Raw genomic sequence first — 23,790 nt, 5'->3', positions numbered from 1 at the left:
CCGGCGGTACGGTCCACTCCGACTGGAGGCCCCGATGACCCTCGCACCTCGGCGACGCCGGCTCGCCGACCGGTTGCGCGGGCGCTCCGCGTCGACCGGCGACGCCGCTGGTCGTACTCCCGTGGTGTCGCCCGCGTCGCGCGGCCCGGCGCGGCGGGCGCTGCGGGGGGCGGGCACGGTGCTGGCGGTCCTGCTGGTGTACGTGGTCCTGGTCGGACCGGACCGCCTCGGTGAGCTGACCCCCGGCGCGCTCGTGCGGATCCCGTTGGAGGGTCTGCTGGTGGCCGCGCTGCTGCTGGCGCTGCCGGCGCGACCACGACGGATGGTGGTGGCCGTGCTCGGGCCGCTGCTCGGCCTGCTGGCCATCGTGAAACTCGCCGACCTGGGGTTCCGCACGGCCCTCGACCGCCCGTTCGACCTGGTGCTGGACTGGCTGTTGCTGGACGACGCGTTCGGCTTCGTCCGGGACTCGGCGGGGCGGGTCGGCGCGCTCGGCGCGCTGGTCGGCGTCGTGCTGCTGATCGGAGCGCTGCTGGTCGTGGTGACCGTGGCACTGCGGCGGCTGGCGTCGCTGCTGGTGGACCACGAGCGGACGGCGACGCGGGCGGTGGCCGCGCTGACGGTCGTCTGGGTGGTCTGCGCCGTCGCCGGGGCGCGGATCGTCCCGGGTGTGCCGGTGGCCGACGCCGGGACCACCGCGCTGGTGGGCGCGCACGCCGAGCAGGTGGACGCGCGGCTGCACGACGGGAGCCGGTTCACCGCCCAGATCGACGCCGACCCGTTCCAGGACGCCCCGGGCGAGCAGTTGCTGACCGGGTTGCGCGGCAAGGACGTCGTCCTGGCCTTCGTGGAGAGCTATGGGCGCGACGCCGTCGAGGACCCGGAGTTGGCGCCGCAGGTCAACGAGGTGCTGGACGCCGGGACCGCGAGCCTGCGCGCTGCCGGGTACGGCTCACGCAGCGGCTTTCTCACCTCCCCCACGTTCGGCGGCGGTAGTTGGTTGGCGCACGACACCCTGCTGTCGGGTCTGTGGACGGACAACGAGCAGCGGCACCGCAGTCTGCTGGCCAGCGACCGGCTCACCCTCAACGGCGCGTTCCGCCGGGCCGGCTGGCAGACCGTCGGGGTGCTGCCGGCGGCGACCCAACCCTGGCCGGAGAAGGACTTCTTCTCGTACGACCGCTACTACGACACCGAGGCGCTCGGCTACCGGGGCCCGAAGTTCGCCTACGCGCCGATGCCCGACCAGTACACGCTGTCCTTCTTCCAGCGGCACGTGCGCGCCGACGCGGACCGTCCGATCATGGCGGAGATCCCGCTGATCTCCAGCCACTCGCCGTGGACGGCGGTGCCCCGCATGATCGGCTGGGACGCGGTCGGCGACGGCTCGGTCTACCACGGCGACGCCGGGGCGAAGGACGGCGGTAAGGACGACCGGGACACCGGCCGGGTACGGGCCGGCTACCGGCAGGCGATCGCCTACTCGCTCCAGTCGCTGATCTCCTACGTGCAGACCTACGGCGACGACGATCTGGTGCTGGTCTTCCTGGGCGACCACCAGCCCGCTCCGGTGGTGACCGGCGAGGGCGCGAGCCGGGACGTGCCGATCACGATCGTCGCCCGGGACCCGAAGGTCCTCGAACAGATCACCGGGTGGGGCTGGCAGGACGGCCTGCGGCCGGGTCCACAGGCGCCGGTGTGGCCGATGGACTCCTTCCGCGACCGGTTCCTGACCGCCTTCGGGTCGTCGACGCCGCCGTTGGCCGCACCTCGCTGAGCTGTTCGGACCTACGCATGATCGACCCGAGGTCGCCGATGTCGGGGTGTTCAGCTGGCAGGGAAACCGCGACATCGCCGATGTCGTGATGATCATCGTTCGTCGGACGCGGCGGGGCGGGCGCGGACGTGCAGCCGCTCCCCCTGCGGCCCGAAGAGGCTGAGCGCCTCGGCGGTGCCCGGCCCGGGGTTCATGATCAGGTGCGGGATGCGGGTGTCGAACTCGGCGACCTCCCCGTGCGTCAGGATCAGGTCGCGGTCACCGAGCACCAGGCGCAGTCGACCCGAGAGCACGTACAGCCACTCGTACCCCTCGTGAACCTGCGGGGTTCGTCCCCCGGCGGTCGGATCCGGCGGGAAGATCTGCTTGAACGCCTGCAGGCCGCCGGGGCGGCGGGTCAGCGGCAGATGCGTCACGCCGTGGATCACGATCGGCTTGGGGCGTACGCGGGGGTCGCCGGTGGCCGGGGCATCCACCAGCTCGTCCAGGGCCACCTGGTAGGCGCGGGCCAGCGGAAGCAGCAGCTCCAGGGTGGGCCGGCGGCTGCCGGACTCGAGCCGGGACAGGGTGCTCACCGAGATGCCGGTCAGGTCGGCGAGCTGGGTCAGCGTGGTGCCGCGCTGGTGGCGCAGAGCCCGCAACCGGGGGCCGACGGCGGCCAGCGCGGCGTTGTCGTCGTTTGCCATAACGGCAACGATACTTGCCATCCTGGTGGCGGCGACGGATGGTGGGCTCAACCGACGAAGAGGGAGACATTCCGGTGGACGAGACGTACGACGTGGTGGTGGTGGGCGGTGGCGCGGCCGGGCTCAGCGGCGCTCTGGCGCTGAGCCGCGCGCGGCGGTCGGTGCTGGTGATCGACTCGGGCGAGCCGCGCAACGCGCCCGCCGACCGCGTGCACAACTACCTGGGCCGGGAGGGGACGCCGCCGGCCGAGCTGATCGCCGCCGGACGCGACGAGGTGGCCGGGTACGGCGGGCAGTTCCGCAACGGCCGGGTCCGTACCGTGACAAGGGAGGACGACAGCTTCCGGATCGCCCTCGACGACGGCGACGCGGTGCGGGCCCGCCGGCTCCTGGTGGCCACCGGGCTCACCGACGAGCTGCCCGACGTGCCCGGGGTGGCCGAGCGGTGGGGTCGCGACGTGCTGCACTGCCCGTACTGCCACGGCTGGGAGGTTCGGGACCGGCGGATCGGCATCCTGGCGACCGGGCCGATGGCCGTGCACCAGGCCGAGATGTGGCGGCAGTGGTCCTCCGACGTGCTGCTCCTGCTGCACGACGCGCCAACCCCGGACGAGGAGACGGCCGAACGGCTCGCCGCCCGGAGCATCCCGGTGGTACCCGGTCCGATCGCCGCGCTCGAGGTGACCGGGGACGCGCTCAGTGGTGTCCGGCTCGCCGACGGCCGCGTCGTGGCGCTCGACGCCGTCGTGGTCGCCACCCGCACGTCGCCCCGCGCCGACCTGCTCGTGGGGCTGGGTCTCGCCCCGGAGGAGGTGACGATGGGCGGGCACGTGGTGGGCACCCAGATCCCCGCCGACGCCACCGGCGCGACGACCGTTCCGGGCGTCTGGGTCGCCGGCAACGTGGCCGACCTGCGTGGTCAGGTCATCACGTCCGCCGCCGCCGGGCTCATGGCCGGGGCGGCGATCAACGCCGACCTCATCGCCGAGGAGACCCGGGACGCGGTGACCGCGTACCGGCAGTTGGTCGCCACGACCTTCGAGGAGCCGGCCTGGGAGGAGCGGTACCTGTCGAAGCCGGCGGTGTGGAGTGGCCGCCCGAACCCGCAAGTGGTCGCCGAGACCGCCGATCTCAGCCCCGGGCGGGCGCTGGACGTGGGCAGCGGTGAGGGCGCCGACGCGGTGTGGCTGGCCGAGCGGGGTTGGCAGGTGACGGCCGTGGACATCTCGACCACCGCCCTGGGTCGGGCCGCCGAGCACGCCGAGGCCGCCGGAGTCGGTGACCGGATCGAGTTCCTCCACGCCGACCTGCGCGACAAGCCGCCCGCTGAGGAGGCCTACGACCTGGTGACCGCGCAGTACATGCACCTGCCGCCGACGCAGCGGCGGGAGTTGTTCGCCCACCTGGCCGCCGCGGTGGCCCCGGGCGGCGCGCTGCTGATCGTGGGCCACCACCCGATGGACCTGTGGACGTCGAGCCACCGGATGCACATGCCGGACATGATGTACACCGCCGAGGACGTCGCCGCCGACCTGGACCCAACCCACTGGCAAGTCCAAACCACCGCAACCCGCTCCCGCCCCGGCCCGCACGACATGGTCCACCACGACGCGGTCCTGCTGGCCCGCCGCCGCTAACCCACCCCCCAACCCGTCACCGTCGATCATGGAGTCGTGGTGAATGACAAGAGCCGCCAATCAGGGCCTTCCGGGCACCACGACTCCATGATCGGCGAATGAGGGGTGCGTGCCTTCGCACGGGGGTGGGCTCGGCGGTAGCGTTGCGCCACACTCACGGCCCGCAGGGCGGTTGACCTTGCGCCCGACCGTACGGAGGATGGTGCATGTCCATCGGCGCTGAGCCGCTCGCAACACGCGACGATGCGGCCTCGCGGCCGAGCTTCGAGCTCGCCCTGCGCGGCTACGACAAACGCCAGGTGGACCGGCACCTGGAGCAGCTCGACGGGCAGATCGCCATGCTCAGCGGCGAGCACGGGCGGTCGGCGGTACGGGTGCGTGAGCTGACCGCCGAGGTGCAGCGGCTGCGGGCCGAGCTGGCCGAGATGCACGAGCAGCCGGTTCAGGTGGACCGCGCCTCGTTCCAGGATCTGGGCCCGATGGTGGGCGAGATACTGACCCTCGCCGAGAAGCAGGCCGCCCTCATCACCGAGTCGGCCGCCGACCGCGCCAACGAGCTGCGCACCGAGGCGGAGCGAATCCTCGCCGACACCCGTGAGCGGGCCGCGCAGGCACGACAGGATCTGTCCGAGGAGGTGGCCGCGCGGCGCAGCGAGCAGGAGCAGGCGTACGAGGAGCGCCGCGCCGTGGCCGAGGCCGAGTTGACGGCGATCCGGGAACGCGCCGAGCAGTTACGCGCCGACGGTGAGGCCGCGCACGAACGCGCCCAGCACGAGGCGAAGCGCATCACCGAGCAGAGCGCGCAGCAGCTCAACCAGACCCGGGTGGCTGCCGACGCGCTGATGAAGTCGGCGCGTACGCAGATCCAGCAGGAGGTCCAGGCGGCCCGCGCCAAGAACCAGCAGGAGATGGCGCAGTGGCAGGCCGGCGTGGAGCGCGAGGTCGCCGAGTGGCGCAGCGCCGCCGAGCAGGAGATCGCCGAGTTGCAGGCGGCCTCGCAGGAGGAGCTGGCCGAGCAGCGCAGCTCCACCGAGCAGCAGATCGCCGCGCTGCTCGCCGAGGCGCAGCAGCACGTGACCGAGCTGCGGAACCGGGCCGATGAGCAGGCCGCCAGCCACCAGGAGCAGTTGACCGCGCTCCAGCAGGAGATCGAGGAGCGCCGGGAGGAGTCGGCCCAACTGCACGCCGAGTTGGAGACCGCCCAGCAGCAGCTCGCCGAGGTCCGCCAGGAGGGTGAGACCCTGGAGAACGAGCTGTCCCGGATGCAGCAACGGCTGAGCGAGGTGCGTCGCGACCTGACCGCCGAGGCGACCCGGCTCGACGAGGCCCGGCGGGCCGGCGACTCCGCCGAGCGGCACGCCAAGGAGGTCCGTGCCCGGGTGCAGCGGGAGGCGAAGCGGGTGGCCGACCTGGCCGCCGCCGCCGTGATGGCCGCCGCTGCCGGTGGTACGGAGACGGCCGAGTATCCGATGGTCGGTCCACGGTCGAGTCGCGCCGCCGCCGACCCGATCCCGGTCGACCGGGGCGCGGGCGACGGCGCCGAGACCGGGCGGGCCGACGTCGAGGGCGCCGGTGACGACGAGGCCGAGGCCGAGCAGGCGCGCGTCGAGGCGGACCGGGCCGGTACCGACGAGACCGGCGACGAGGCGGTCCACGCCGATGCCGCGCACGCCGACGACGACCGGGCCGACGACGACCGCGCCGATGGCGAGCGTCCGGCAGGCACGCCGCTGCGATACCCGGTGGGGCCGGCCGACCGCACGCCCACCCACGAGCCCATCTTCACCCGGCCCGACGCTCCGACGCCCGTACCGTTCCTGGCCTTCGGGCAGCCGGTCAGCGACAACGGCACCGCCCGGCACTGACCGGTCGTCCGGGCCCGGGGCGCGTACGTTCTCCGGGCCCGGTACGACCAGGGTTCGACGATCTTCACCGAACCCACACACCGGCTGCGCCGCACGCCCACGAGTCGATGGTGGGATGGGCGGATGAGCCAGCTCACGAGTGCGGACCGGATCGCGTACCTGGACACGGCCGCGGCCACCCCGATCGGTCGCGACTACAAGAGGCGTGCCGTCGACGCTCTCGACCTGCGGCCGGGGCACTGCGTGGTGGACGTCGGCTGCGGGCCAGGCACCGACCTGGGGCGGTTGGCCGATGCGGTCCGGGCCGACGGCCTGGTGGTCGGCGTCGACCGTGACCCGAGGATGCTCGCGGAGGCGGGTCGGCGGCTGGCCGACCGGCCGCGGATCGACCTGCGCGTGGGCGACGCCCACGCGCTTCCGTTGGACGACATCAGCATGGACAGGGCCCGGATCGATCGCGTCCTGATGCACGTGGAGGATCCCGCGGCGGCGTTGGCCGAGGTCCGCCGGGTGCTGCGCCCGGCGGGTGTGCTCGTGGTGACCGAGCCGGACTGGGACACCCTGGCCGTCGCCGACGAGGACGTGGCCACGAGCCGCCGCTTCGCCCGGTTCGTGGCGGGGCGGGTGCGGAATCCGACCGTCGGTCGGGAGCTGGTCCGGTTGTCGGCGCGAGTTGGCCTGCGGGTGCGATCGGTCGAGGCGATCGCCGTCGTCTTCGAGGACTTCGGCACGGCCGATCAGATCCTGGGGCTGCGGCGCAACTCCGCCCGTGCGGTGGCGGCTGGCGAGATGGTCGACCGGGAGGTCCGGCCGTGGCTTCGCCGTCTTGCCGCCGGTCCGCTGCTGGCGAGCTTCACCCTCTACCTGGTCACGGCCGAGGCCTGACGACCAACGGCCACCCCTCGCCGCCCTGGTACGCCACCTGCATTCGCCGGGAACCGCCCCGGACGTCCCGTCGGAGCTGGCAGGCTGGGCTGGCCGACACGCACCGACGACCGCCGGCCCGGGTGGCGACGACGAGCACCCCGTGGCCGCGAAGGAGCGCCCGTGACCGACCAACCGGAGGACTTCGACCTGCTCGTCGTGGGCGGCGGCAAGGCCGGCAAGACGCTGAGCATGGACGTGGCCCGCTCCGGACGCCGGGTGGCGATGGTGGAGCGCGGCATGATCGGCGGGAGCTGCATCAACGTCGCGTGCATCCCCACCAAGGCGCTGGTGACGAGCGCGCGGGCGGCCCACCAGCTACGGCACGCCGCCGCGCTCGGCCTCGCCGTCGAGGGTGGGCGGGTCAACATCGACCTGCTGCGGGCGCACAAGCAGGACGTCGTCGAGGGGATGGTCGCCGCCAACCGGCAGCAGTTCCTCGACTCGGGTCTGCACCTGGTGATCGGTGCGGCCCGGTTCGTCGCCGATCGGACCGTTCGGGTGCAGCTGGCCGACGGGGGTGAACGACTGCTGCGGGGCGCCGACGTGGTCATCAACACGGGCACCCGCCCGCATCTGCCGTCCGTGCCCGGGATGGCCGAGGCCGGAGTGCTGACCAGCAACGACCTTCTCCGGCTGGATCGGCTGCCGGCACGGCTGGTGGTGCTCGGCGGCGGGACCGTCGGGGTCGAGTTCGCGCAGATGTTCGCCTCGTTCGGCAGCGCGGTGACGGTGATCGAGGGCGGCCCGCAACTACTCAGCCGCGAGGACCCCGATGTCGCCGACGCGCTGATGCGGGTCTTCCTCGCGGACGACATCGACGTCCGCGTCGGCGTGGCCGTCGCCCGGGTCGACCGCGACCCCGACGGGACGCTCCGGGTCACCCTCGACGACGGCAGCGTGGTGACCGGTGACGAGGTGCTGGTGGCGGCCGGCCGGGCGCCGGTCACCGACGGGCTGGGGCTGGACGCGGCCGGTGTCCGGCTCGATGAGCGTGGCTTCGTGCTGGTCGACGAGTATCTGCGCACCAGCGCCGAGCGGACGTGGGCGGCCGGGGACGTCGCGGGCAGCCCGCAGTTCACGCACGTGTCGCTCGACGACTACCGGATCATCCGGGCGAACCTGGCCGGCGAGCGGCGCAGTACGTCCGGGCGGCTCGTTCCGTACACCGTCTTCACCACCCCGGAGCTGGCGCGGGTCGGTCTCAGCGAGAGCGACGCGCGCCTTGCCGGATACGACGTCGAGGTGGCCCACCTGCCGGTCGCCGCGATCCCCCGCGCCCGCACTCTGCGCGAGACCCGGGGCATGTGGAAGGCGGTGATCGACACCCGCACCGACCTGATCCTGGGCGCGGCGCTGCTCGGCCCGGAGTCGGGTGAGGTGATCACCTCGGTGCAGTTGGCCATGCTCGCGCGGATGCCATGGGCCGCGCTGCGGGACGCGATCATCACGCATCCGACCATGGCCGAGGGCCTCAACCTGCTCTTCGCGTCATTGCAGAGCCGACCGGTGCGCTGAGCACAGGTCAGCCGGCGATCTCGGCGCGTACCCGTTGCTGGAAGGCGCGGGCCTCGGCGCCGGTGGGCGGTGGACCGCCGTGCCGGGCGGCGATCGCCCGACGGATGACCTCCGCGGGATAGCCGGTGTCGACGAGCCGCCGACCGGCGTCCACCTTGGACAGCCACACGCCGTCGCGGTGCCGCACCAGCGAGCGGCAGGCGCCGAGCACGGCGTCCTCGGTGCCGGGCGCGGGCCGGTCGTCCGGCGGCGTTGGCAGGGCCAGCCACCAGGTCAGCGCCTCGATCAACAGGCGACGCAGGTCGGCCGGGGCGAGGTCGGCGAAGACCTCGGCCGCCGGCGGACCGAGCAACGCCAGTCCGCTCTGGCGCAGGATGCTGCGGTCCAGCCCGTACCAGAAGCGGCCGTCGGCGCTCGGCCGATCGGCCGGGTCGAGGGTGCGGCGGAACGGCATGGCGCGTCCAGTGTTCAGCTCGACCTCGAAGCCGGGTTCGGGGCTGCCGGCCGCCGCCACCGCCCGCCGGTAAACGACCAGTTCCAGCCCGCGCGCCGGACAGGGCAGGGACTCGTGACGAAGCCGCGCCACCAGCGTCCGCTTGACGGTGTCGGTGAGCGGGCCGGCGCAGACCAGCGCCACGTCCACGTCGCTGCGGCCGGGCTCGTACGCGCCGAGCCCCACCGAACCGGCCGCGTACGCGCCGACGAGATCGTCGCCGAGGACCTCCCGGGCGGTGGCCACGAGATCGTCGAGGTAGCGCGTCAGAGCGGAGTCCACGCGCCCATCCTCGTCTGCGGGCGCGGACGCGCCCAGGCCGGGTGGTCAAGGTCCTCCGTCGAGCCGAGGCGGAGTCCAGGCGGTGGGCCGGCGGTGGGCCGCGCCCCTGCGGGTCGACGGCGGACGGCGCCGACGGCGCGGCCGACGGCCGACGGCGGACACCACATTGAGCGTGATGCCTGTGAGTCATCAAGATGACTCACCGGCATCACGCTCATTGGAGCGGGTGGCTCCGATCCGGCCGGACCACGGGCCCGCGAGCGACGCGCCACCAGCGGCCGAAGCGGCCGGTCGCCGTCCGGACCCTCGGCAGGCCGGCCAGGGGCTTTGACCCTCGGCCTAACCGGCGTAGAGCAGCAGCAGGCCGGCGACGGTGTAGGCGACCATCAGCGCGAGCAGCGGAAGCTGACCGGCGACCGCCCGCGCCCGGGGGAACAGGTACAGGGCGCGGTCGTGGGCGAGCAGCGTGCCGAGCAGGTGCCCGACGACGATGACGGTGATCTGAAGATTGGCCACCCCGGACGGGGTCACCAACGCAGTGTGCGGTTCCCAGCCGGCGGTGCCGAAGACGTCCGCGCCGGTGTGGCGGGGGTCGGAGAGCAGGGCGAGGGTGCGCTGACCCTCCAGGATCAACAGCGAGTAGTAGTGCGCCACCACGTAACCCACCGCGATGGGGACGATCGAGTGCGCGATCTCGCCCGGTACGCGCCGCGCCCCGACCGCGCCGGCGTCCGCCGGCTCGGTGCGGCCGACGCGGGCCGCGACGCCCGTGGCGGCGAGGTACGCCACGGCGACCGCCCCGATCACCAGGACCAGTCCCGCGCTGCCGGTGACCACCGGAGGCAGCCCGTTCTCCTGGGCGAAGCGCAGCCAGACCGGCGCGTTGGAGAGGCTGTCGAACATCGTCGAGCCGAGCAGCACGATCACCACGGCGACCAGCCCGGGGCGGGGCCGCAGCCCGGCGATCCCGTCGAGCGGGTTGCGCCACACCAGCACACCGTCGGCGGCCCGGCCGATCGGAGCGAGCTGGCCGACGAGCGCGCTGTAGACCTCGAACGGGTCGGCCCGGTCGAACCACGCCGCGCCGAACACCACGGCGCCGGCCAGCATCACCACGGCGTACCCGGCCAGCCACGCGGTGATGACCGGCAGCGTGGCCCGGTCCGGCGCGACCAGTTCGAGCCAGACGAACCCGAAGAGGGTGAGCGCGGCGGGCCAGAGGCCCAGACCGGCCGGCAGTTCACGGACGCCGCGCGCCGGGTCGCGCCGGGCCGCCAGCGCGCCGAGCAGATGCACGGTACGCAGCGGGTTAACCGCCCGCCACACCGGACCGAACAGCAGCGAGACGGGCACCAGACCGACCCAGAGGAGCACGTAGAGCACTCCGGCCGTCGGGTTCTCCGGGGTGTCCGGCCCGGCGAGCAGGCCGACACCGAACCAGCCGGCGCCGAGCAGGCCCAGTACGCGCAGCGCCCACCGGAACGTGGGGGCGTCGACGAGGCGGGCCAGCCGGTCCGGCACCGGCCGACCACCTGAGGCATCACGGTCCAGGCGTGGCTCCCGCCAGAGCACGCCCAGCGCGACGAACGTGACGACCAGGGTCAGAGCGGCGGCAACGACGAGCTCGGGCAGCGTGATCGGGAGGTCCTGACGGCCGCCGACGCCGTGCGCCAGCAGCGTGGGTGCGGCGGACATCGGAGATCAGCGGACGACGAGCTGGAACAGCACCAGCTCGGTCTCGTGCGTCTCGACCTCGAACAACCCGGTCTTGTCGGCCCGGAACTCCACCGAGCCCGGTGTGCCGGCCGGGAGGCGGGCGCCCAGGTCGTAGCCGTGCACGTGCAGCTCGTCGGCGACGTCCGAGGTGACCGTGATCCGGACCGACTGGCCCTTGTTCACGGTCACCCGGCCCGTCGGCGGGGTGATCCGTCGCTTGGCGATGGTCACGGTGATCTCCCGGTCGACGGCGGCGGGGGTACTGGCCGCGGGGGTGGGAGTGGGGCTGCCCGCCATGGTCGGCGCGACGGAGGGGGTCGGCGCGACGGCGGTTGTCGGGGCCGTCGAGGGGGCGGCCACGGACGGGTCGCCGTTCTGGCCACAGCCCGCGGCGAGCACGGCGGTGAGCAGACCGGTGACCAGCAGGGCGGCGGGGCGGGCGGTGAGGCGGGCGGTGGGGCGCGAACCGGGGACGGACACGGGTGAACTCCGAACGACGCGAGGGGGACGGGGTGTCGAGGTGATCGTCGGAGGGTGAACTCTACGTCTTGTTCGGCGGCGGGGAAATGACCATGATGAACGAATGCGATCGAGGCTGGTCACTGTCGGTAATGTCGTACGTCGCGCCGTGGCGGTGCTGGCCGTGCTCGTGGTCGCGTCGCTGGCGCTGCCCGCCGCCCCGGCGTCCGCGCACGGCCAGTTGGCGACCTCCACTCCGCTGACCGGCACCGTGGTGCGCCAGCCCCTCGAGAGGGTGGAGCTGTACTTCACGGAGAAGCCGGCCGCCAACGCGCACTTCACCCTCACCGGCCCGAACGGGTCACGGGTGGACAGCGGCTGGTCGTACGGCGAGCCGAAGCGGTTGGACAAGCCGGTCCAGGAGTACTTCATGGTCAACGGCACCTTCGAGCCCCGGCTGTACCACACCGGCTTTCCCGCGATGGTGACCGTCGCGCACTGGCCGGCGAAGGGCCGCTACACCGCCAGTTACCTCACGGTCGCGTCCGACGGTGAGGCCGTGAAGGGCACCGTCACCTTCGACTACCAGGGGCCGAGCACGGCGGCCCCGGCCGGTTGGGCGGCGCCGACGAACGGCCCCGATCCCGCCCTGTTGGCCCAGGCCGAGGGCACCGCGTCGGCGTCCGCCGTGCCGGCCGCGACCCTCGACCCGGCCGTGACGCCCGCCGCCGCGCCGCCGTCGTCCTCGAAGGAGCGCGGGCTCCCGTCCTGGGTGATCCCCGTCGTCATCGTCGCCGTGGTGGGCACGCTCATCGTCGTGGCGGCCCGCCGTCGCCCGGCGGCACGGCCGACCGGCGGAGCGGCCCGCCCGCGCGGCGGCGCCGCACGTCCACACGGCGGCGGCGCCCCGCGGCAACGCGGCGGAGCCAACCGCCGGCCGGCTCGTCGCGGCCGCCGCTGACGCCCGGGTAGTCAGGCCACGCCCACACGTCCACAGCGCGAAGATCTCCGCTCAGCGGAACAGCACCGGCCGGTTCCCCCGGGCGCCGACGAGCTGGCCCCGGATGTTGATGTCCTCGATCCAGTCGGTCTCCCCCACGCCCCGGGTGGTCAGGTCGGTCATCAACCCGTTGCGCCAGAGGAACGGGTGCCACGCGGCGGTGGTGGTGGCGCTCTGGCCCACCACCTCACCGCGGTCGTTTATCGCGGTGGCGCGGCTCCAGTCGCCACCGAGCGTGCCGAGGTCGGTGAGTGTCCCGTTCTGCCAGCGGAACGCCCGCCCGTTCGCCGCCCCCACCACCTGACCCCGGTTGTTGACCCCGAGCGCCTCGCTGCCGATCTGGGTGAAGACGCCGTCGCGCAGCCGGCCACCGACGCAGGTGCACGGGTAGTCCTGCGGCGGCACGTTGAACCCGCCCACCACGTCGCCCGCGTTGTTGAAGTCGGCGGTGAACTCGTAGAAGTACTCCCGACCCAGGTCGGTGAAGACGCCGTCGCGCCACAGGAAACGGTGCGGCATGTCGCCGGCCGGTTCGCTGGTGCCGAGCACCTGCCGCCGGTCGTTGACGCCGATCGCCACGCTGTTCTCCCCGCCCAGGGTGCCCAGGTCACGGAGGTGGCCGTCGCGCCAGAGCACCGCGCGGGTCAGGTAGTCCGAGCCGAACGAGGTGATCGCCACGTCACCGAACTCGTTGACGTCCACGGCGCTGGAATCGGTGTCACCGGGCAGCACGCCCAGGTCGGTGATGACGCCGTGTCGCCACAGCACGGCGTGCCGGGCGCCGCCGGCGACGGTGCTCCAGCCGACGATGTCGCCGCGATCGTTCATCGCCGTCGCAGCGCCGTCACCCCCGCTCAGGGTGCCGAGGTCGACGACCCGATAGCTGTGCGGGGACGCCACGGCGGGAGCGGGAGCGAGGGTGATCAGCGCGACGACTGTCGTCACTGCGGTCAGCAGGGGACGCGGGGACACCATGGACGCCAAGGGGACGCTCCTCGGATCGGAGCGGCGACGACCCGGCGGACGGGCGCGGGGACAACCGCCACTGCGCGTTCGATCGGTTACGCACAGTAGATCCGGTGTCGTGGCGACACGCCAGGGACCGAACGGTCACCGACGCATCAGGCGCGCGTCGGTCAGGGGCCGTGCGGCAGCGGCTGCGCCAGTGCCCGCAGTTCCGCCGGGAGCTGGGACAGGGCATCGGAGAACTCCCGGTGCCCGACCACCCGGTGCATCGTCTCGAAGACCGCCCGTACGCCCCGCTCGGCCCCGGCCCGGTCCGTGCCGGCGCGATCGGCGACGCGGCGCAGGAACTCGTCGTACCCGAATGTCTCGGGCGGTTCGGCGGCCTTGACCAGCAGCGGACTCAGCTCGTCGGCCACGTGCGGGGCGAGCGCGGTGGCCTCGCCCCCGCTGAGACGCTCGGTGAGCGTGCGCAGCACGGCCTCGGTCAGCGGGCGTGCCTCGGCCGGCGGAATACCCGCCCGTGCCGCCACCTTGTCGACGAACGCCAGTTCGGCCATGGACCCGCCCCTTCCGTCGCCGGAACGCGTGGCTACCCGGGCCGGACGGCGACAAACCCCGGGAGGCGCTGGCCCGGCGGTTCTGCCGGTTGCGCCGCGCCCCACCCGCCGTGTCTCGTACCGTGAGGTCGGACCGGGACCACGGCGGCCGCCCCGACGGGCGGCCCGGGCCGCAGGAGGAGCAGATGGCGGTCGACCTGCCCGACGTGATCGACAGGTACTTCCGGGCCGTCGGCGACGGGGACGTGGACGCCTTCGTCGCCTGCTTCGCGGACACGGCGAGCGTGGCCGACGAGGACCGGCTGTACGACGGCCGTCCGTCCATCCGCTCCTGGCGGGAGCGCTCGATGGCGCAGTACTCGTACACCGCCGAACCGGTGCGGGTCACGCCCCAGGCGGGCGACTCCTACCTGGTTCTCACACGGCTGTCGGGCGACTTCCCGGGCAGCCCGGTCGAGCTGCGGTACCGGTTCACCCTGCGCGACGACCTGATCGGCGCACTGGACATCCGCCCGTAGCGGGACGCGCGGTGACGCGAGCTGAGCGGGTCCGTCGCGGACGACTCGGGGTCCTGACCCGTCCGCCGTCGCACAGTGGCCGCACCTTCTTGATCAACCGCCGAACGGAGGACACGGCCGACCGGCCATCGGATGACATGATGTCCCGACAACGGCCGACGCGACGAGAAAGGGTGCTGCTGTCCGATGGCGCACTTCGAGGCCCGCACGTCCACGGCAGCCGGGCGAATCGTGGTCACGCTGACCGGTGAGTGCGACCTGGCGGCCCAGCCCGAGCTGACGACCGTGCTGTCCGCGGCGGTACGCGCCGCCGCGGTGGTGGTGGTCGACGTCGGCGGGCTGCGGTTCCTCGACTCCACCGGCCTGCACGGCCTGGTGACCGCCCACCAGGCGGCGCGCGCCGACGGCCGGCACCTGTACGCGGTCAACGCCTCCGGTCCGGTCGCGGCGGTCCTCGACATCACCGGCGTGGGCAACCTGCTGCGTCCGCCCGCCGACGACCCGCGGCTGGCGGGCTGATGGCGGCCGACCGACCCAACGCGCACGCGGTGGCCGAGGAGCCGCCGTCGGCCCCGCGCACCGACACGATGGCGTACGAGGTGGCGGCCGACCTGCGGGCGCTGCGCACGTTCGTCTGCCAGGGCGCCACGGCGCGGGGCCTGTCGGCCGAGCGGGTGGAGTTGCTGGCGCTCGCGGTCAGCGAGCTGGCGACCAACACGTTGCAGCACACCACCGGTGGCGGCCGGGTCCGGCTCTGGGCCGAGGGCGACCAGGTGTTCTGCGACGTCGTCGACCAGGGCCCGGCGCGGACGCTCGGCCGGGAGATGCCCGCCGCCAACGCGGTACGCGGTCGCGGGCTGGCCATCGTCGAGCGGATCTGCGACGAGGTACGGGTGTTCACCGCCGGTGCGGGCACCGTGGTCCGGATCCGGCTGTCGCGGTGAGCCGGGCGCGGATCAGGGCAGCACGCGGACGGCCAGGGTGCACGTGTCGTCGTCCGGGCTGGGGTGGTGCAGCAGATTCCGCAGCCGGGCGAGGGTCTGCTCCCCCGGCGTCGCGCTGAGCGCGGACAGGGTGGCGCTCACCTGCCGCAACCGGTCCTGCCCGGGCTCCCGGCGCTCGACCAGGCCGTCGGTGTAGAACAGCACGAGGTCGTCGGGGCGCAGTCGCGCGGTGAGCACCGGGTACGTCGAGTCGACCATGGCGCCCAGCAGCAGACCCGGCGGGCTTTCGAGCGGGTCGGTCCGACCGGCTCGGGACAGCAGCGGCGCCATGTGCCCGGCCCGGCCCCAGCAGAGCGCCCGGGTGGCCGGGTCGTACACGGCGACCACCGCGGTGGCGGTGATCGAGAGCTGACCGCAGAGCCGGTTGAGGTGCCCGAGCAGCACCGACGGGTCCCCGATGCCGATCGACAGCCAGGAAACCAGGGCGAAGCGCAGGTGCGCCATTCCGCTCGCCGCGTCCAGGCCGTGACCGGCGACGTCGCCGACGGCGAGCACGACCGTGCCGTCCGGCTGGGCCTGCGCGTGGTACCAGTCACCGCCGACCTGCGCGGTGCTCTCGGCCGGCAGGTAGTTGACCACCGCCTCGATGCCGGGCAGGGCGAACGTCTCGCGGGGCACCGGCTGGATGAGGTTCTGCAACTGCCCGGCGAGCCGGTGCTCGGCCAGCGCGGTCAGCTCCCGCGTCCGCAACTGGTCGTTGAGCCGTTCGATGGCGGTACGCGAGTTCACCCGGGCGGTCACGTCCTGCACCACGGCGTGAATCTTCAGCGGTACGCCGTCCGCGTCCCGGGACACGTCGGAGAGGATCCGCAGGTGCCGCACCCCGCCGGTCGTCTGGAACCGGACCGTCACGTCGGAGGACTCCCCGCCGTCCAACGTCTGCCACGCCGCCTCGCGCAGCAGGTAGTCGTCGGGTAACAGGGCGGCTGCCTGCTCGGCGCGCGACAGCGGCCCGAGCGCGGGATCCCGGTCGAAGACGCGGTACATGCCGGGTGACCATTGACTGATCCCGCTGGCCAGGTCGTACTCGGCCCAGCCGAGGCTGCCCAGCAGCTCGGTGCGGTCCAGGCGACGACGGTCCTCGTCGAGCCGCTGCCAGGACACCAGCAGGCCGCCGAGGACCCGGTGCACCTCGACGTCGAACAGCGAGTCGGCGACGACCCCGGTACGACTCTGGACGTACCGGAAGTCGGCCAGGCGGCCCGACGGCCCGGTGCTGAACACCCGTTCGTAGAGCTGCCAGAGCGGCCCGCCGACCATGGTGGGGTACAACTCGCTGAGGCAGGCGCCGACGCGGTCGACGCCCCGACCGTAGATGTCCTGGCTCTGCCCACTGGTGGCCGCGATCCGCCAGTCGGCGACGGCTCGGTGGGCGTCGGGCACCGGCACCAGCCAGGTGCACCCGGCCGGGACCACCGCGAGGATCTCCCGGACGACCGTCTCGACCGGTCGCGTCGCTCCGGTGGCGTGCGCGCCCGGACCGTCCTGGTCCGCCATGGCACGAAGCCTAGTACGCACCGCCGTCCGAGCTAGCCCATGGTGGCGCGGGCGGCGGTGTCGATGAAGTCGGCGACCGGGCCTGGTTGCGAGACCGCCACGGCGTGCGACCCGTCGACCTCGACCACGGTGGACCCGGCCCGCTGGGCCAGGAAGCGTTGCAGGTCCGGCGGGATGCCCTGGTCCTGCGTGCTGATCAGGGTCCACGACGGGATGGTCTTCCAGGCCGCCTTTTTCACGGACCCGGTCTGGGCCATCGCGGAGGCCGGCCGCTGGGTGACCGCCATCAGCTCGGCGAGCTCGGGGTCGACGTCGGCGGCGAACACCTCCGGGAACACGTCCTGCTTGATGTACTGGTCCATGGCCGTCCCACCGTCGGGCAGGGGGTAGGGCACCATCTCGATGGACGTGACGAGCTGACTGCCGGGGTACTTCATGACCAGGTCGACCACGCTCTCGCCGACGTCCGGGCTGATGCTGGCGACGTACACCAGGGCTTTCACGTTGGCCGCGCCGTCCGCGGCCTCGGTGATCACCAGTCCGCCGTACGAGTGCGCGACCATCACGACCGGACCGTCGACGTTGTCCACGACGGAGCGGGCGTACGCCGCGTCCCCCTGCACATCGCGCAGCGGGTTGGCGACGGCGATGGCCGGATAGCCCCGGCGCTTGAGGTTGGCGATCACCCCGTTCCAGCTCGACGAGTCGGCGAAGGCCCCGTGCACGAGCACGATGGTGGGCAGCCCCGCCTGCTGGCCGGACGTGTCAGAGGCAGTCATGCGGCATCACCTTCCGTGGCATAAAGCCAGTATTCGGGATGAATCAGGCTGCTGTCGGCGATTCCCCGACACGGGCGGGCGCGCCGCCGCGCCGATGCCCCACGTCCCGACGGGTCGGCCTGCCACAATGCGGTCAGTCCGGACGGTGACGCCGGGAGTGGGAGACCGGGAGGACGGCGCCATGCCGGACAGCGCACGCGAGGCGGAGCTACTCGACGCTGAACGCACCCTGCAGGCCGCGCAGCGGGCCGGTGACGCCGCCGCCCTCGACCAGTTGCTGGTCGACCAACTGATCGCGATCGGCCCCGACGGCCGGAAGCACACCAAGGCCGAAGATCTCGCCGCGTACCGGGACCGGACCTCGGTCGTCGAGGAGCTGACCGAGGAGGAGTTGGACCTGCTCGTCGTCGGGTCGACCGGGGTGACGTTCTGCCTGGCCCGGGTCGCCGGGATGTTCGACGGCGCGCCGTTCAGCGCGCGCCTGCGCTACACCCGCACCTGGGTGCACGACGACCCGCACGGATGGCGGGTGCTCGCCGCGCACATCAGCCAGGTCTGAGCGTCGGTCAGCTCACGGTGGCGGTGACCGGGCCGATCCGCAGCACGCCGTCGTGCAGGGGGGTGCAGCGGACGCCGCCCGTGGTGCGCAGCGCCTTCCAGGTGCCCGGGCCGACCGTGACGTCCATCCAGGCGCAGGGGCGCGCGGCCCGGTTCACCCGCAGGCCGACCGGGCCGTCGCCGGAGTCGAGGACCAGCACCCGGCCGATCAGCTCGTCCACGGCGAGGCCGGCGGTGAGGATGTTGCGGCGGACCTGCGCCAGCCCGATGCCGGCCGGCAGCGACTCCTGGGCGATCACCGTGACGCTGGCGTCGCGGTGTGCCGCTTTGCCGAAGTAGCGGTCGCCGACGATGCCGAGGCCGGCCCGGATCTGGACGGCGTCGACCAGCTCGCCGGGGGGCGCGGGTGCCGGACCGTCGCTGGGCCGGCCCAGGAAGCGGTGCACGGGCGAGGCCAGTAACTCGACGATCTGCGCCATGGCAGGGATTCTACGAACCGGAGGGTGCCGCCGGGGCACGCTCCGGCCCGAGCCGGCTCAGACCGCCAGGGCCGCGCGTACCTCCCGCTCCGCCGTGACTCCCCCGTCGCCGTGCGAGGTGACCCGGCCGGATTCGAGGACGTGGTAGCGGTTCGCCACCCGCAGCGCGAAGCCGAGGTGCTGCTCGACGAGCAGCACACTGAAGCCGGTCTGCCGGGTCAGCTCGACGATCCGCTCCTGGATCTCGGCGACCACCGACGGCTGGATGCCCTCGGTCGGCTCGTCGAGCATGAGCAGCCGCGGCCGGGTGATCAACGCGCGGGCGATGGCGAGCTGCTGACGCTGTCCGCCGGAGAGCAGCCCCGCCCGCCGCCGCAGCAACGGGCGCAGCGCCGGGAAGAGGTCCAGCACCTCCGCCGTGGCCACCGCGCCGTCGCGCCGGCCGTCGGCGACCAGGCGCAGGTTCTCCGCCGCCGTGAGGTGCGGGAAGCACTGCTGGCCCTGCGGCACGTACGCCATCCCGCGCGCCACCCGCTCGTGCGGCGCGAGCCGGGTGACGTCCTCGCCGTCCAGCTCGACCACCCCGGCGGTCGGGCGCAGCAGGCCCGCCGCGACCCGCAGCAGGGTGCTCTTGCCGGCGCCGTTGTGCCCGAGCACCGCGGCCACCCCGTCCGGCGGGACGGCGAGGTCCACCCCGTGCAGCACCCGGGAACGTCCGTAACCGGCGTGCACCCCACGCAGGGTCAGCATCATGCCTCCGAAGGACTGGGGACCGACCCGGCGTCGACCGAGTGGCCAAGGTAGACCTCCTGCACGCGCGGGTCCGCCTGGACCTGCGCCACCGTGCCCTCACTGAGCACCTTGCCCGCGTGCAGCACGGTCACGCTGCGCGCGAAGCGCCGCAGGAAGTCCATGTCGTGCTCGATCACCACGACCGTGCGGTCGCGGCTCACCGTCTCCAACAGGGCGCCGGTGGCGTCGCGCTCCTCGTGGCTCATCCCGGCGACCGGCTCGTCGAGCAGCAGCAGCCGGGCGTCCTGCACCAGCAGCATGCCGATCTCCAACCACTGCTTCTGGCCGTGCGCGAGCGTGCCGGCGAGCTGGTCGGCCCGGCCGGTCAGCCCGATGGTGTCCAGCGCGGCGGCCACCTCGTCGGGGATGCCCCGCCGTCGCCGGGCCAGGGTGGCCCAGCTCCGGCGCGCGCCGGCCGCGATGTCGAGGTTCTGCGCGACCGACAGCTCCTCGAAGATCGTCGACGTCTGGAACGTCCGTCCGACACCGAGGCGGCTGATCCGGTGCACGGGCCGACCCAGCAGCTCCTGATCCCCGAAGCACACCGATCCGGTGGCCCGCACCAGGCCGGTGATCGCGTCCACGAGGGTGGTCTTGCCCGCGCCGTTCGGCCCGATCAGGAACCGGATGTCCCCGGCGGGCACCTCCAGCGAGACGCCGTCGACCGCGGTGAAACCGTCGAAGCTGACCCGCACGTCACGGACGGACAACCCGTCCAGTCGGTCGTCGCTCATGCCACTTCCACCTCCGCCCGGTCGGCGCGTCGCCGGGCCAGCGGGAACCACCCGCGCCGGCTCGACGCGGGGTCCGCGTCGCGGCGACGGGCCAGCGCCCACAGCGACGCCAGGCCGCCGGGAAGGAACGCCACCACCACCACGAAGAGCAGACCCTGAAGGTACGTCCAGGTGCCCGGGAACCGTTCGGAGAGGGCGGTACGCGCCCAGGCCACCGCGACCGCGCCGAGCACCGGCCCGAGCAGCGTGGCGCGACCGCCCACCGCGACCCCGATGACGAACTCGATCGACGGGACGATGCCGATCAGGGCGGGCGAGATGATGCCCACCGCCGGCACGAACAGCGCGCCGGCGAGGCCTGCCATGCCGGCCGCCACCACGTAGGCGACGAGTTTGACCGACGCCGGGTCGTAGCCGAGGAAGCGGACCCGCTCCTCGCCGTCGCGCACCGCCACCAGCAGTTCGCCGTAGCGGCTGTGCATGAGCTGGCGGGCCAGGGCGAGCAGCGCCAACAGAATGCCGGCGATGATGAAGTAGACCATCCGCTGGTTGACCGGGTCGTCGAGGTCGTAACCGAAGAAGCCCTGGATGTCGGTGAGCCCGTTGGTGCCGCCCGTGGTCCCCTGCTGACCGATCAGCAGGATCACCATGGCGGCGGCGAGGGCCTGGCTGAGGATGGCGAAGTACGCGCCCCGCACGCGGCGACGGAACACCAGCGAGCCGAGCCCGAAGGCGACGGCCATCGGCAGCAGCACCGTGGCGGGCAACGCGAACCAGGGGCTGGCGAACGGCCGCCACCACACGGGCAGTTCGTCGAGCTGCCCGTACAGCTGCATGAAGTCGGGCATCCCACCGGGACCCGCGTCGGCGAGCTTGAGGTGCATGGCCATCGCGTAGCCGCCGAGGCCGAAGAAGACGCCCTGGCCGAGGGTGAGCATGCCGCCCCGACCCCAGGCGATGCCGATGCCGACGGCCACCATGGCGACGCAGAGGTACTTGGCGAGCAGGGCCAGCCGGAAGTCCGACAGCGCCAGCGGCGCGACGGCGAACAGCAGCGCCGCGCCGAACGCGAACCCGGCCAGCGTGCGCAGCCGCGAGCGGCCACCGGGCCGTCTCGGTGGCACGGCGTCGGCCGGGGCCGGTGTGCCGACGGTGCTCGGCGGCGCGGGTGTCACGGCGGTCATGCGAGGCTCCTGGTCCGCAGGGTGAACAGGCCCTGTGGCCGCCACTGGAGGAACGCGACGATCGCCACGAAGACGATCACCTTGGCGACGCTGAGGGTGGTGAGGTACTCCCCGGTGGCCTGGAGCACGCCGAGGGCGAAGGCGACGATCACGCTGCCCTTGAGCTGGCCGATCCCGCCGACCACGACGACCAGGAAGGCGTCGATGATCAGGTTGGTGCCCATGGTCGGGCCGATCGGGCCGAGGAGGGTGAGCGCCACCCCGGCGAGCCCGGCCAGGCCGGAGCCGACGAAGAACGTCGTCCGGTCGACCCGGGCGGTGGGGATACCGGACACCGCGGCGAGGTCGCGGTTCTGCACCACCGCGCGGATCCGACGCCCCAACGGGGTGAGCCGCAGCGCCAGGGTGAGCGCGGCGACGGCGGCCAGCGCCAGGGCCAGGATGAACAGCCGGTTGTTGGCGACGGTCAGCCCGCCGGGCAACGCCACGTTGCCGGTGAGCAGGTCCGGCGCGCGGGTCTGCACGTTCGGGCTGCCGAAGACGTCCCGCGCGAGTTGCTGCAGCATCAGGGACACGCCCCAGGTGACCAGCAGGGTGTCCAGCGGGCGGGCGTAGAGCCGACGGATCAGCAGGATCTCCAGCAGCACACCCATCGTGCCGGCGACCACGAACGCCACCGGCAACGCCACCAGCAGGGAGACACCGGCCCCGCTGATGCTCTGTTGCAACACGTACGTGGTGTAGGCGCCGGCCATGATGAACTCGCCGTGGGCCATGTTGATCACGTTCATCTGGCCGAAGGTCAGCGCCAGCCCGAGCGCGATGAGCAGCAGCACCGCGCCGATGCTGATGCCGGTGAAGAGTTGACCGAAGAGGACTGTCACGGTGGGTACTCCGTACTGCTGGTCGGGGGGCCCGGGCGGGGGCGCGTCGTCGCGCCACCCGCCCGGGCCGGCGTCGTCAGCTCAGGCCGCTCGCCCACGGGTAGGTCTTGAGGTACGGGTCCGGCGCGACCGGCTTGCCGGAGTTCCACACCTCGGTGATCAGGCCGTCCGCGCCGATCTTGCCGATGCGGGCGGTCTTGGCGATGTGCTGGGTCTTGCCGTCGACGGTGACCAGGCCCTCCGGCGCGTCGAAGGTGATCCCGTCGGACGCGCCGCGGACCTTCTCGACGTCGAACGCGCCGGCCTTCTCGACCATCGCCTTCCACAGGTAGACGCTGACGTAGGCGGCTTCCATCGGGTCGCTCGTCGGCTTGTCCGCGCCGTACTTCGCCTTGTACGCGGCCACGAACTTGCTGTTCGCCGCGCCGGGCGTGGTCTGGTAGTAGTTCCAGGCGGTCAGCTGACCCTCCAGGTACTGGGTGCCGATGCCCTTGACCTCCTCCTCGGCGATGGACACCGACACCACCGGCATGGCGGCGGCGGTCAGCCCGGCCGACTTGTACTCCTTGAAGAAGGCCACGTTGCTGTCACCGTTGAGGGTGTTGAAGACCGCCTTCGCGCCGGACGACTTGACCTTGTTGACGATCGTGCCGAATTCGGTGGACCCGAGCGGCGCGTAATCCTCGCCGACCACGGTCATCCCGTTCGCCGCCGCGTACGCCTTGATGATTTTGTTGGCCGTTCGCGGGAACACGTAGTCGCTGCCGACCAAGTAGACCGACTTCGTTCCCTGGGACTTGAGGTAGTCGAGCCCGGGGACGATCTGCTGGTTGGTCGTCGCGCCCGTGTAGAAGATGTAGGGCGACTGTTCCAGGCCCTCGTACTGCACCGGATAGAACAGCAGCGCCTTGTTCTTCTCGAACACCGGCTTGACCGCCTTGCGGCTGGCCGACGTCCAGCAGCCGAAGACGGCGGCGACCCGGTCCTCGGAGATGAGCTTCTCGGCCTTCTCGGCGAAGGTGGGCCAGTCCGACGCGCCGTCCTCGCCGACCGGCTGGATCTTCTTGCCGAGTACCCCACCGGCCGCGTTGATCTCCTCGACGGCGAGCATGATCGAGTCGCGGACGGTGACCTCGCTGATCGCCATGGTGCCGGAGAGCGAGTTGAGCAGGCCCACCTTGACGGTGTCGCCGGAGACGTCGGCGGTGACGCCGGCCGTGCCGCCCTCGTCATTGGTCTTGCTGCCGCACGCGGTCATGGCGGCCGCGGCGACGAGGGTCATGGCACCCGCCAGGATGCGGCGGCCCCAAAGAAGTGACATCTAATCTCCCTGCGGTGCACTCAAGTGGCGAAAGGACGGTCGGTGCGGTCCGGTGGAGCTGAACTTGGCGATGCCGAGGTCGACGGGTGGACGTCGCCGGTGGTCATCGCATCGGGTACGGGCACGCAAAGCGTCGACCGGCATGATTGCGTGAGTGTTT

Annotated in this window: 24 protein-coding genes; 10 read left to right on the top strand and 14 right to left on the bottom strand. The window is 72.7% G+C overall.

Features of this window, described 5'->3' with window-relative positions:
• Positions 1-34 precede the first annotated feature (34 nt).
• Positions 35-1,777, top strand: coding sequence for a sulfatase-like hydrolase/transferase (locus tag AB0B55_RS02175; RefSeq protein WP_357169587.1), 1,743 nt, complete (start codon positions 35-37; stop codon positions 1,775-1,777).
• A 92-nt stretch (positions 1,778-1,869) separates the two neighbouring features.
• On the opposite strand, the gene AB0B55_RS02170 is transcribed toward AB0B55_RS02175, so the two are convergent.
• Positions 1,870-2,463 (bottom strand): XRE family transcriptional regulator, encoded by a 594-nt coding sequence (locus AB0B55_RS02170; protein ID WP_357117773.1) that lies wholly within the window; start codon positions 2,461-2,463, stop codon positions 1,870-1,872.
• 74 nt (positions 2,464-2,537) lie between these two features.
• On the opposite strand from AB0B55_RS02170, the gene AB0B55_RS02165 reads away from it, so the two are divergent.
• The 4 genes from AB0B55_RS02165 to AB0B55_RS02150 all read left to right on the top strand — a co-directional run bounded on the left by AB0B55_RS02165 (position 2,538) and on the right by AB0B55_RS02150 (position 8,407).
• A complete protein-coding gene (locus AB0B55_RS02165; RefSeq protein WP_357169584.1) occupies positions 2,538-4,100 on the top strand; it encodes a bifunctional NAD(P)/FAD-dependent oxidoreductase/class I SAM-dependent methyltransferase in 1,563 nt (520 codons plus the stop codon).
• Between the two features lie 206 nt (positions 4,101-4,306).
• On the top strand, positions 4,307-5,965 hold the full coding sequence (locus tag AB0B55_RS02160; RefSeq protein ID WP_357169581.1) for a hypothetical protein: 1,659 nt from the start codon (positions 4,307-4,309) through the stop codon (positions 5,963-5,965).
• A 123-nt stretch (positions 5,966-6,088) separates the two neighbouring features.
• Positions 6,089-6,850: a methyltransferase domain-containing protein gene (locus AB0B55_RS02155; RefSeq protein ID WP_357117764.1), complete on the top strand. Its 762-nt coding sequence runs from the start codon at positions 6,089-6,091 to the stop codon at positions 6,848-6,850.
• A 162-nt stretch (positions 6,851-7,012) separates the two neighbouring features.
• Complete coding sequence (locus tag AB0B55_RS02150; RefSeq protein WP_357169578.1) at positions 7,013-8,407, top strand: FAD-dependent oxidoreductase; 1,395 nt, start codon at positions 7,013-7,015, stop codon at positions 8,405-8,407.
• Between the two features lie 7 nt (positions 8,408-8,414).
• Here AB0B55_RS02150 and AB0B55_RS02145 read toward each other — a convergent pair whose 3' ends face one another.
• The 3 genes from AB0B55_RS02145 to AB0B55_RS02135 form a co-directional block, all read right to left on the bottom strand.
• Positions 8,415-9,182 carry a nucleotidyltransferase domain-containing protein gene (locus AB0B55_RS02145; protein WP_357117756.1) on the bottom strand — a complete coding sequence of 256 codons (768 nt, stop codon included), beginning with the start codon at positions 9,180-9,182 and terminating at the stop codon, positions 8,415-8,417.
• Between the two features lie 339 nt (positions 9,183-9,521).
• The gene (locus tag AB0B55_RS02140; RefSeq protein ID WP_357117753.1) at positions 9,522-10,877 is read right to left on the bottom strand and encodes a hypothetical protein; all 1,356 of its coding nucleotides are present in this window, start codon (positions 10,875-10,877) and stop codon (positions 9,522-9,524) included.
• 6 nt (positions 10,878-10,883) lie between these two features.
• Positions 10,884-11,378: a hypothetical protein gene (locus AB0B55_RS02135; RefSeq protein WP_357117750.1), complete on the bottom strand. Its 495-nt coding sequence runs from the start codon at positions 11,376-11,378 to the stop codon at positions 10,884-10,886.
• A 103-nt stretch (positions 11,379-11,481) separates the two neighbouring features.
• Here AB0B55_RS02135 and AB0B55_RS02130 point away from each other — a divergent pair, with 103 nt between their 5' ends.
• Positions 11,482-12,318, top strand: coding sequence for a copper resistance protein CopC (locus tag AB0B55_RS02130; RefSeq protein ID WP_357169575.1), 837 nt, complete (start codon positions 11,482-11,484; stop codon positions 12,316-12,318).
• A gap of 51 nt (positions 12,319-12,369) precedes the next feature.
• Here the strand turns inward: AB0B55_RS02130 and AB0B55_RS02125 are convergent, their stop codons facing one another.
• Both AB0B55_RS02125 and AB0B55_RS02120 read right to left on the bottom strand, forming a co-directional pair.
• A complete protein-coding gene (locus AB0B55_RS02125; protein WP_357119380.1) occupies positions 12,370-13,332 on the bottom strand; it encodes a hypothetical protein in 963 nt (320 codons plus the stop codon).
• A 161-nt stretch (positions 13,333-13,493) separates the two neighbouring features.
• The gene (locus AB0B55_RS02120; RefSeq protein WP_357117743.1) at positions 13,494-13,880 is read right to left on the bottom strand and encodes a DUF2267 domain-containing protein; all 387 of its coding nucleotides are present in this window, start codon (positions 13,878-13,880) and stop codon (positions 13,494-13,496) included.
• Positions 13,881-14,065: 185 nt separating this feature from the next.
• On the opposite strand from AB0B55_RS02120, the gene AB0B55_RS02115 reads away from it, so the two are divergent.
• The 3 genes from AB0B55_RS02115 (at position 14,066) to AB0B55_RS02105 (ending at position 15,342) form a co-directional block, all read left to right on the top strand.
• Positions 14,066-14,398 carry a nuclear transport factor 2 family protein gene (locus AB0B55_RS02115; protein ID WP_357117740.1) on the top strand — a complete coding sequence of 111 codons (333 nt, stop codon included), beginning with the start codon at positions 14,066-14,068 and terminating at the stop codon, positions 14,396-14,398.
• Positions 14,399-14,584: 186 nt separating this feature from the next.
• Complete coding sequence (locus tag AB0B55_RS02110; RefSeq protein WP_357117736.1) at positions 14,585-14,917, top strand: STAS domain-containing protein; 333 nt, start codon at positions 14,585-14,587, stop codon at positions 14,915-14,917.
• Positions 14,917-15,342, top strand: a complete 426-nt coding sequence (locus tag AB0B55_RS02105; RefSeq protein ID WP_357117733.1) for an ATP-binding protein — start codon at positions 14,917-14,919, stop codon at positions 15,340-15,342. The genes AB0B55_RS02110 and AB0B55_RS02105 overlap by 1 nt, the downstream gene beginning before the upstream one ends.
• Positions 15,343-15,354: 12 nt before the next feature.
• Here the strand turns inward: AB0B55_RS02105 and AB0B55_RS02100 are convergent, their stop codons facing one another.
• On the bottom strand, positions 15,355-16,899 hold the full coding sequence (locus AB0B55_RS02100; RefSeq protein ID WP_357169572.1) for a SpoIIE family protein phosphatase: 1,545 nt from the start codon (positions 16,897-16,899) through the stop codon (positions 15,355-15,357).
• A 32-nt stretch (positions 16,900-16,931) separates the two neighbouring features.
• Positions 16,932-17,678 carry an alpha/beta hydrolase gene (locus AB0B55_RS02095; protein WP_357169569.1) on the bottom strand — a complete coding sequence of 249 codons (747 nt, stop codon included), beginning with the start codon at positions 17,676-17,678 and terminating at the stop codon, positions 16,932-16,934.
• A gap of 181 nt (positions 17,679-17,859) precedes the next feature.
• On the opposite strand from AB0B55_RS02095, the gene AB0B55_RS02090 reads away from it, so the two are divergent.
• A complete protein-coding gene (locus AB0B55_RS02090) occupies positions 17,860-18,237 on the top strand; it encodes a nuclear transport factor 2 family protein (protein WP_357117724.1) in 378 nt (125 codons plus the stop codon).
• A gap of 7 nt (positions 18,238-18,244) precedes the next feature.
• Here the strand turns inward: AB0B55_RS02090 and AB0B55_RS02085 are convergent, their stop codons facing one another.
• The 6 genes from AB0B55_RS02085 to urtA all read right to left on the bottom strand — a co-directional run bounded on the left by AB0B55_RS02085 (position 18,245) and on the right by urtA (position 23,630).
• Positions 18,245-18,715 carry a molybdenum cofactor biosysynthesis protein gene (locus tag AB0B55_RS02085; protein WP_357169566.1) on the bottom strand — a complete coding sequence of 157 codons (471 nt, stop codon included), beginning with the start codon at positions 18,713-18,715 and terminating at the stop codon, positions 18,245-18,247.
• A gap of 57 nt (positions 18,716-18,772) precedes the next feature.
• Positions 18,773-19,465, bottom strand: coding sequence for an urea ABC transporter ATP-binding subunit UrtE (gene urtE / locus AB0B55_RS02080; protein WP_357117718.1), 693 nt, complete (start codon positions 19,463-19,465; stop codon positions 18,773-18,775).
• Complete coding sequence (gene urtD / locus AB0B55_RS02075) at positions 19,465-20,241, bottom strand: urea ABC transporter ATP-binding protein UrtD (RefSeq protein WP_357169563.1); 777 nt, start codon at positions 20,239-20,241, stop codon at positions 19,465-19,467. Before urtD ends, urtE begins: the two co-directional genes overlap by 1 nt.
• Entirely contained in the window at positions 20,238-21,425 is a 1,188-nt protein-coding gene (gene urtC, locus AB0B55_RS02070) for an urea ABC transporter permease subunit UrtC (protein WP_357117712.1), read from the bottom strand. Before urtC ends, urtD begins: the two co-directional genes overlap by 4 nt.
• Positions 21,422-22,309 carry an urea ABC transporter permease subunit UrtB gene (urtB, locus tag AB0B55_RS02065; protein WP_357117709.1) on the bottom strand — a complete coding sequence of 296 codons (888 nt, stop codon included), beginning with the start codon at positions 22,307-22,309 and terminating at the stop codon, positions 21,422-21,424. Before urtB ends, urtC begins: the two co-directional genes overlap by 4 nt.
• A gap of 76 nt (positions 22,310-22,385) precedes the next feature.
• A complete protein-coding gene (gene urtA, locus AB0B55_RS02060; RefSeq protein WP_357117706.1) occupies positions 22,386-23,630 on the bottom strand; it encodes an urea ABC transporter substrate-binding protein in 1,245 nt (414 codons plus the stop codon).
• Between the last annotated feature and the right edge of the window lie 160 nt (positions 23,631-23,790).

The sequence above is a fragment of the Micromonospora sp. NPDC049107 genome (assembly GCF_040648595.1).
Lineage (GTDB): Bacteria > Actinomycetota > Actinomycetes > Mycobacteriales > Micromonosporaceae > Micromonospora.
The sequence above is the reverse complement of the archived record's forward strand: the minus strand, read 5'-3'. Positions and strand labels throughout refer to the sequence as shown.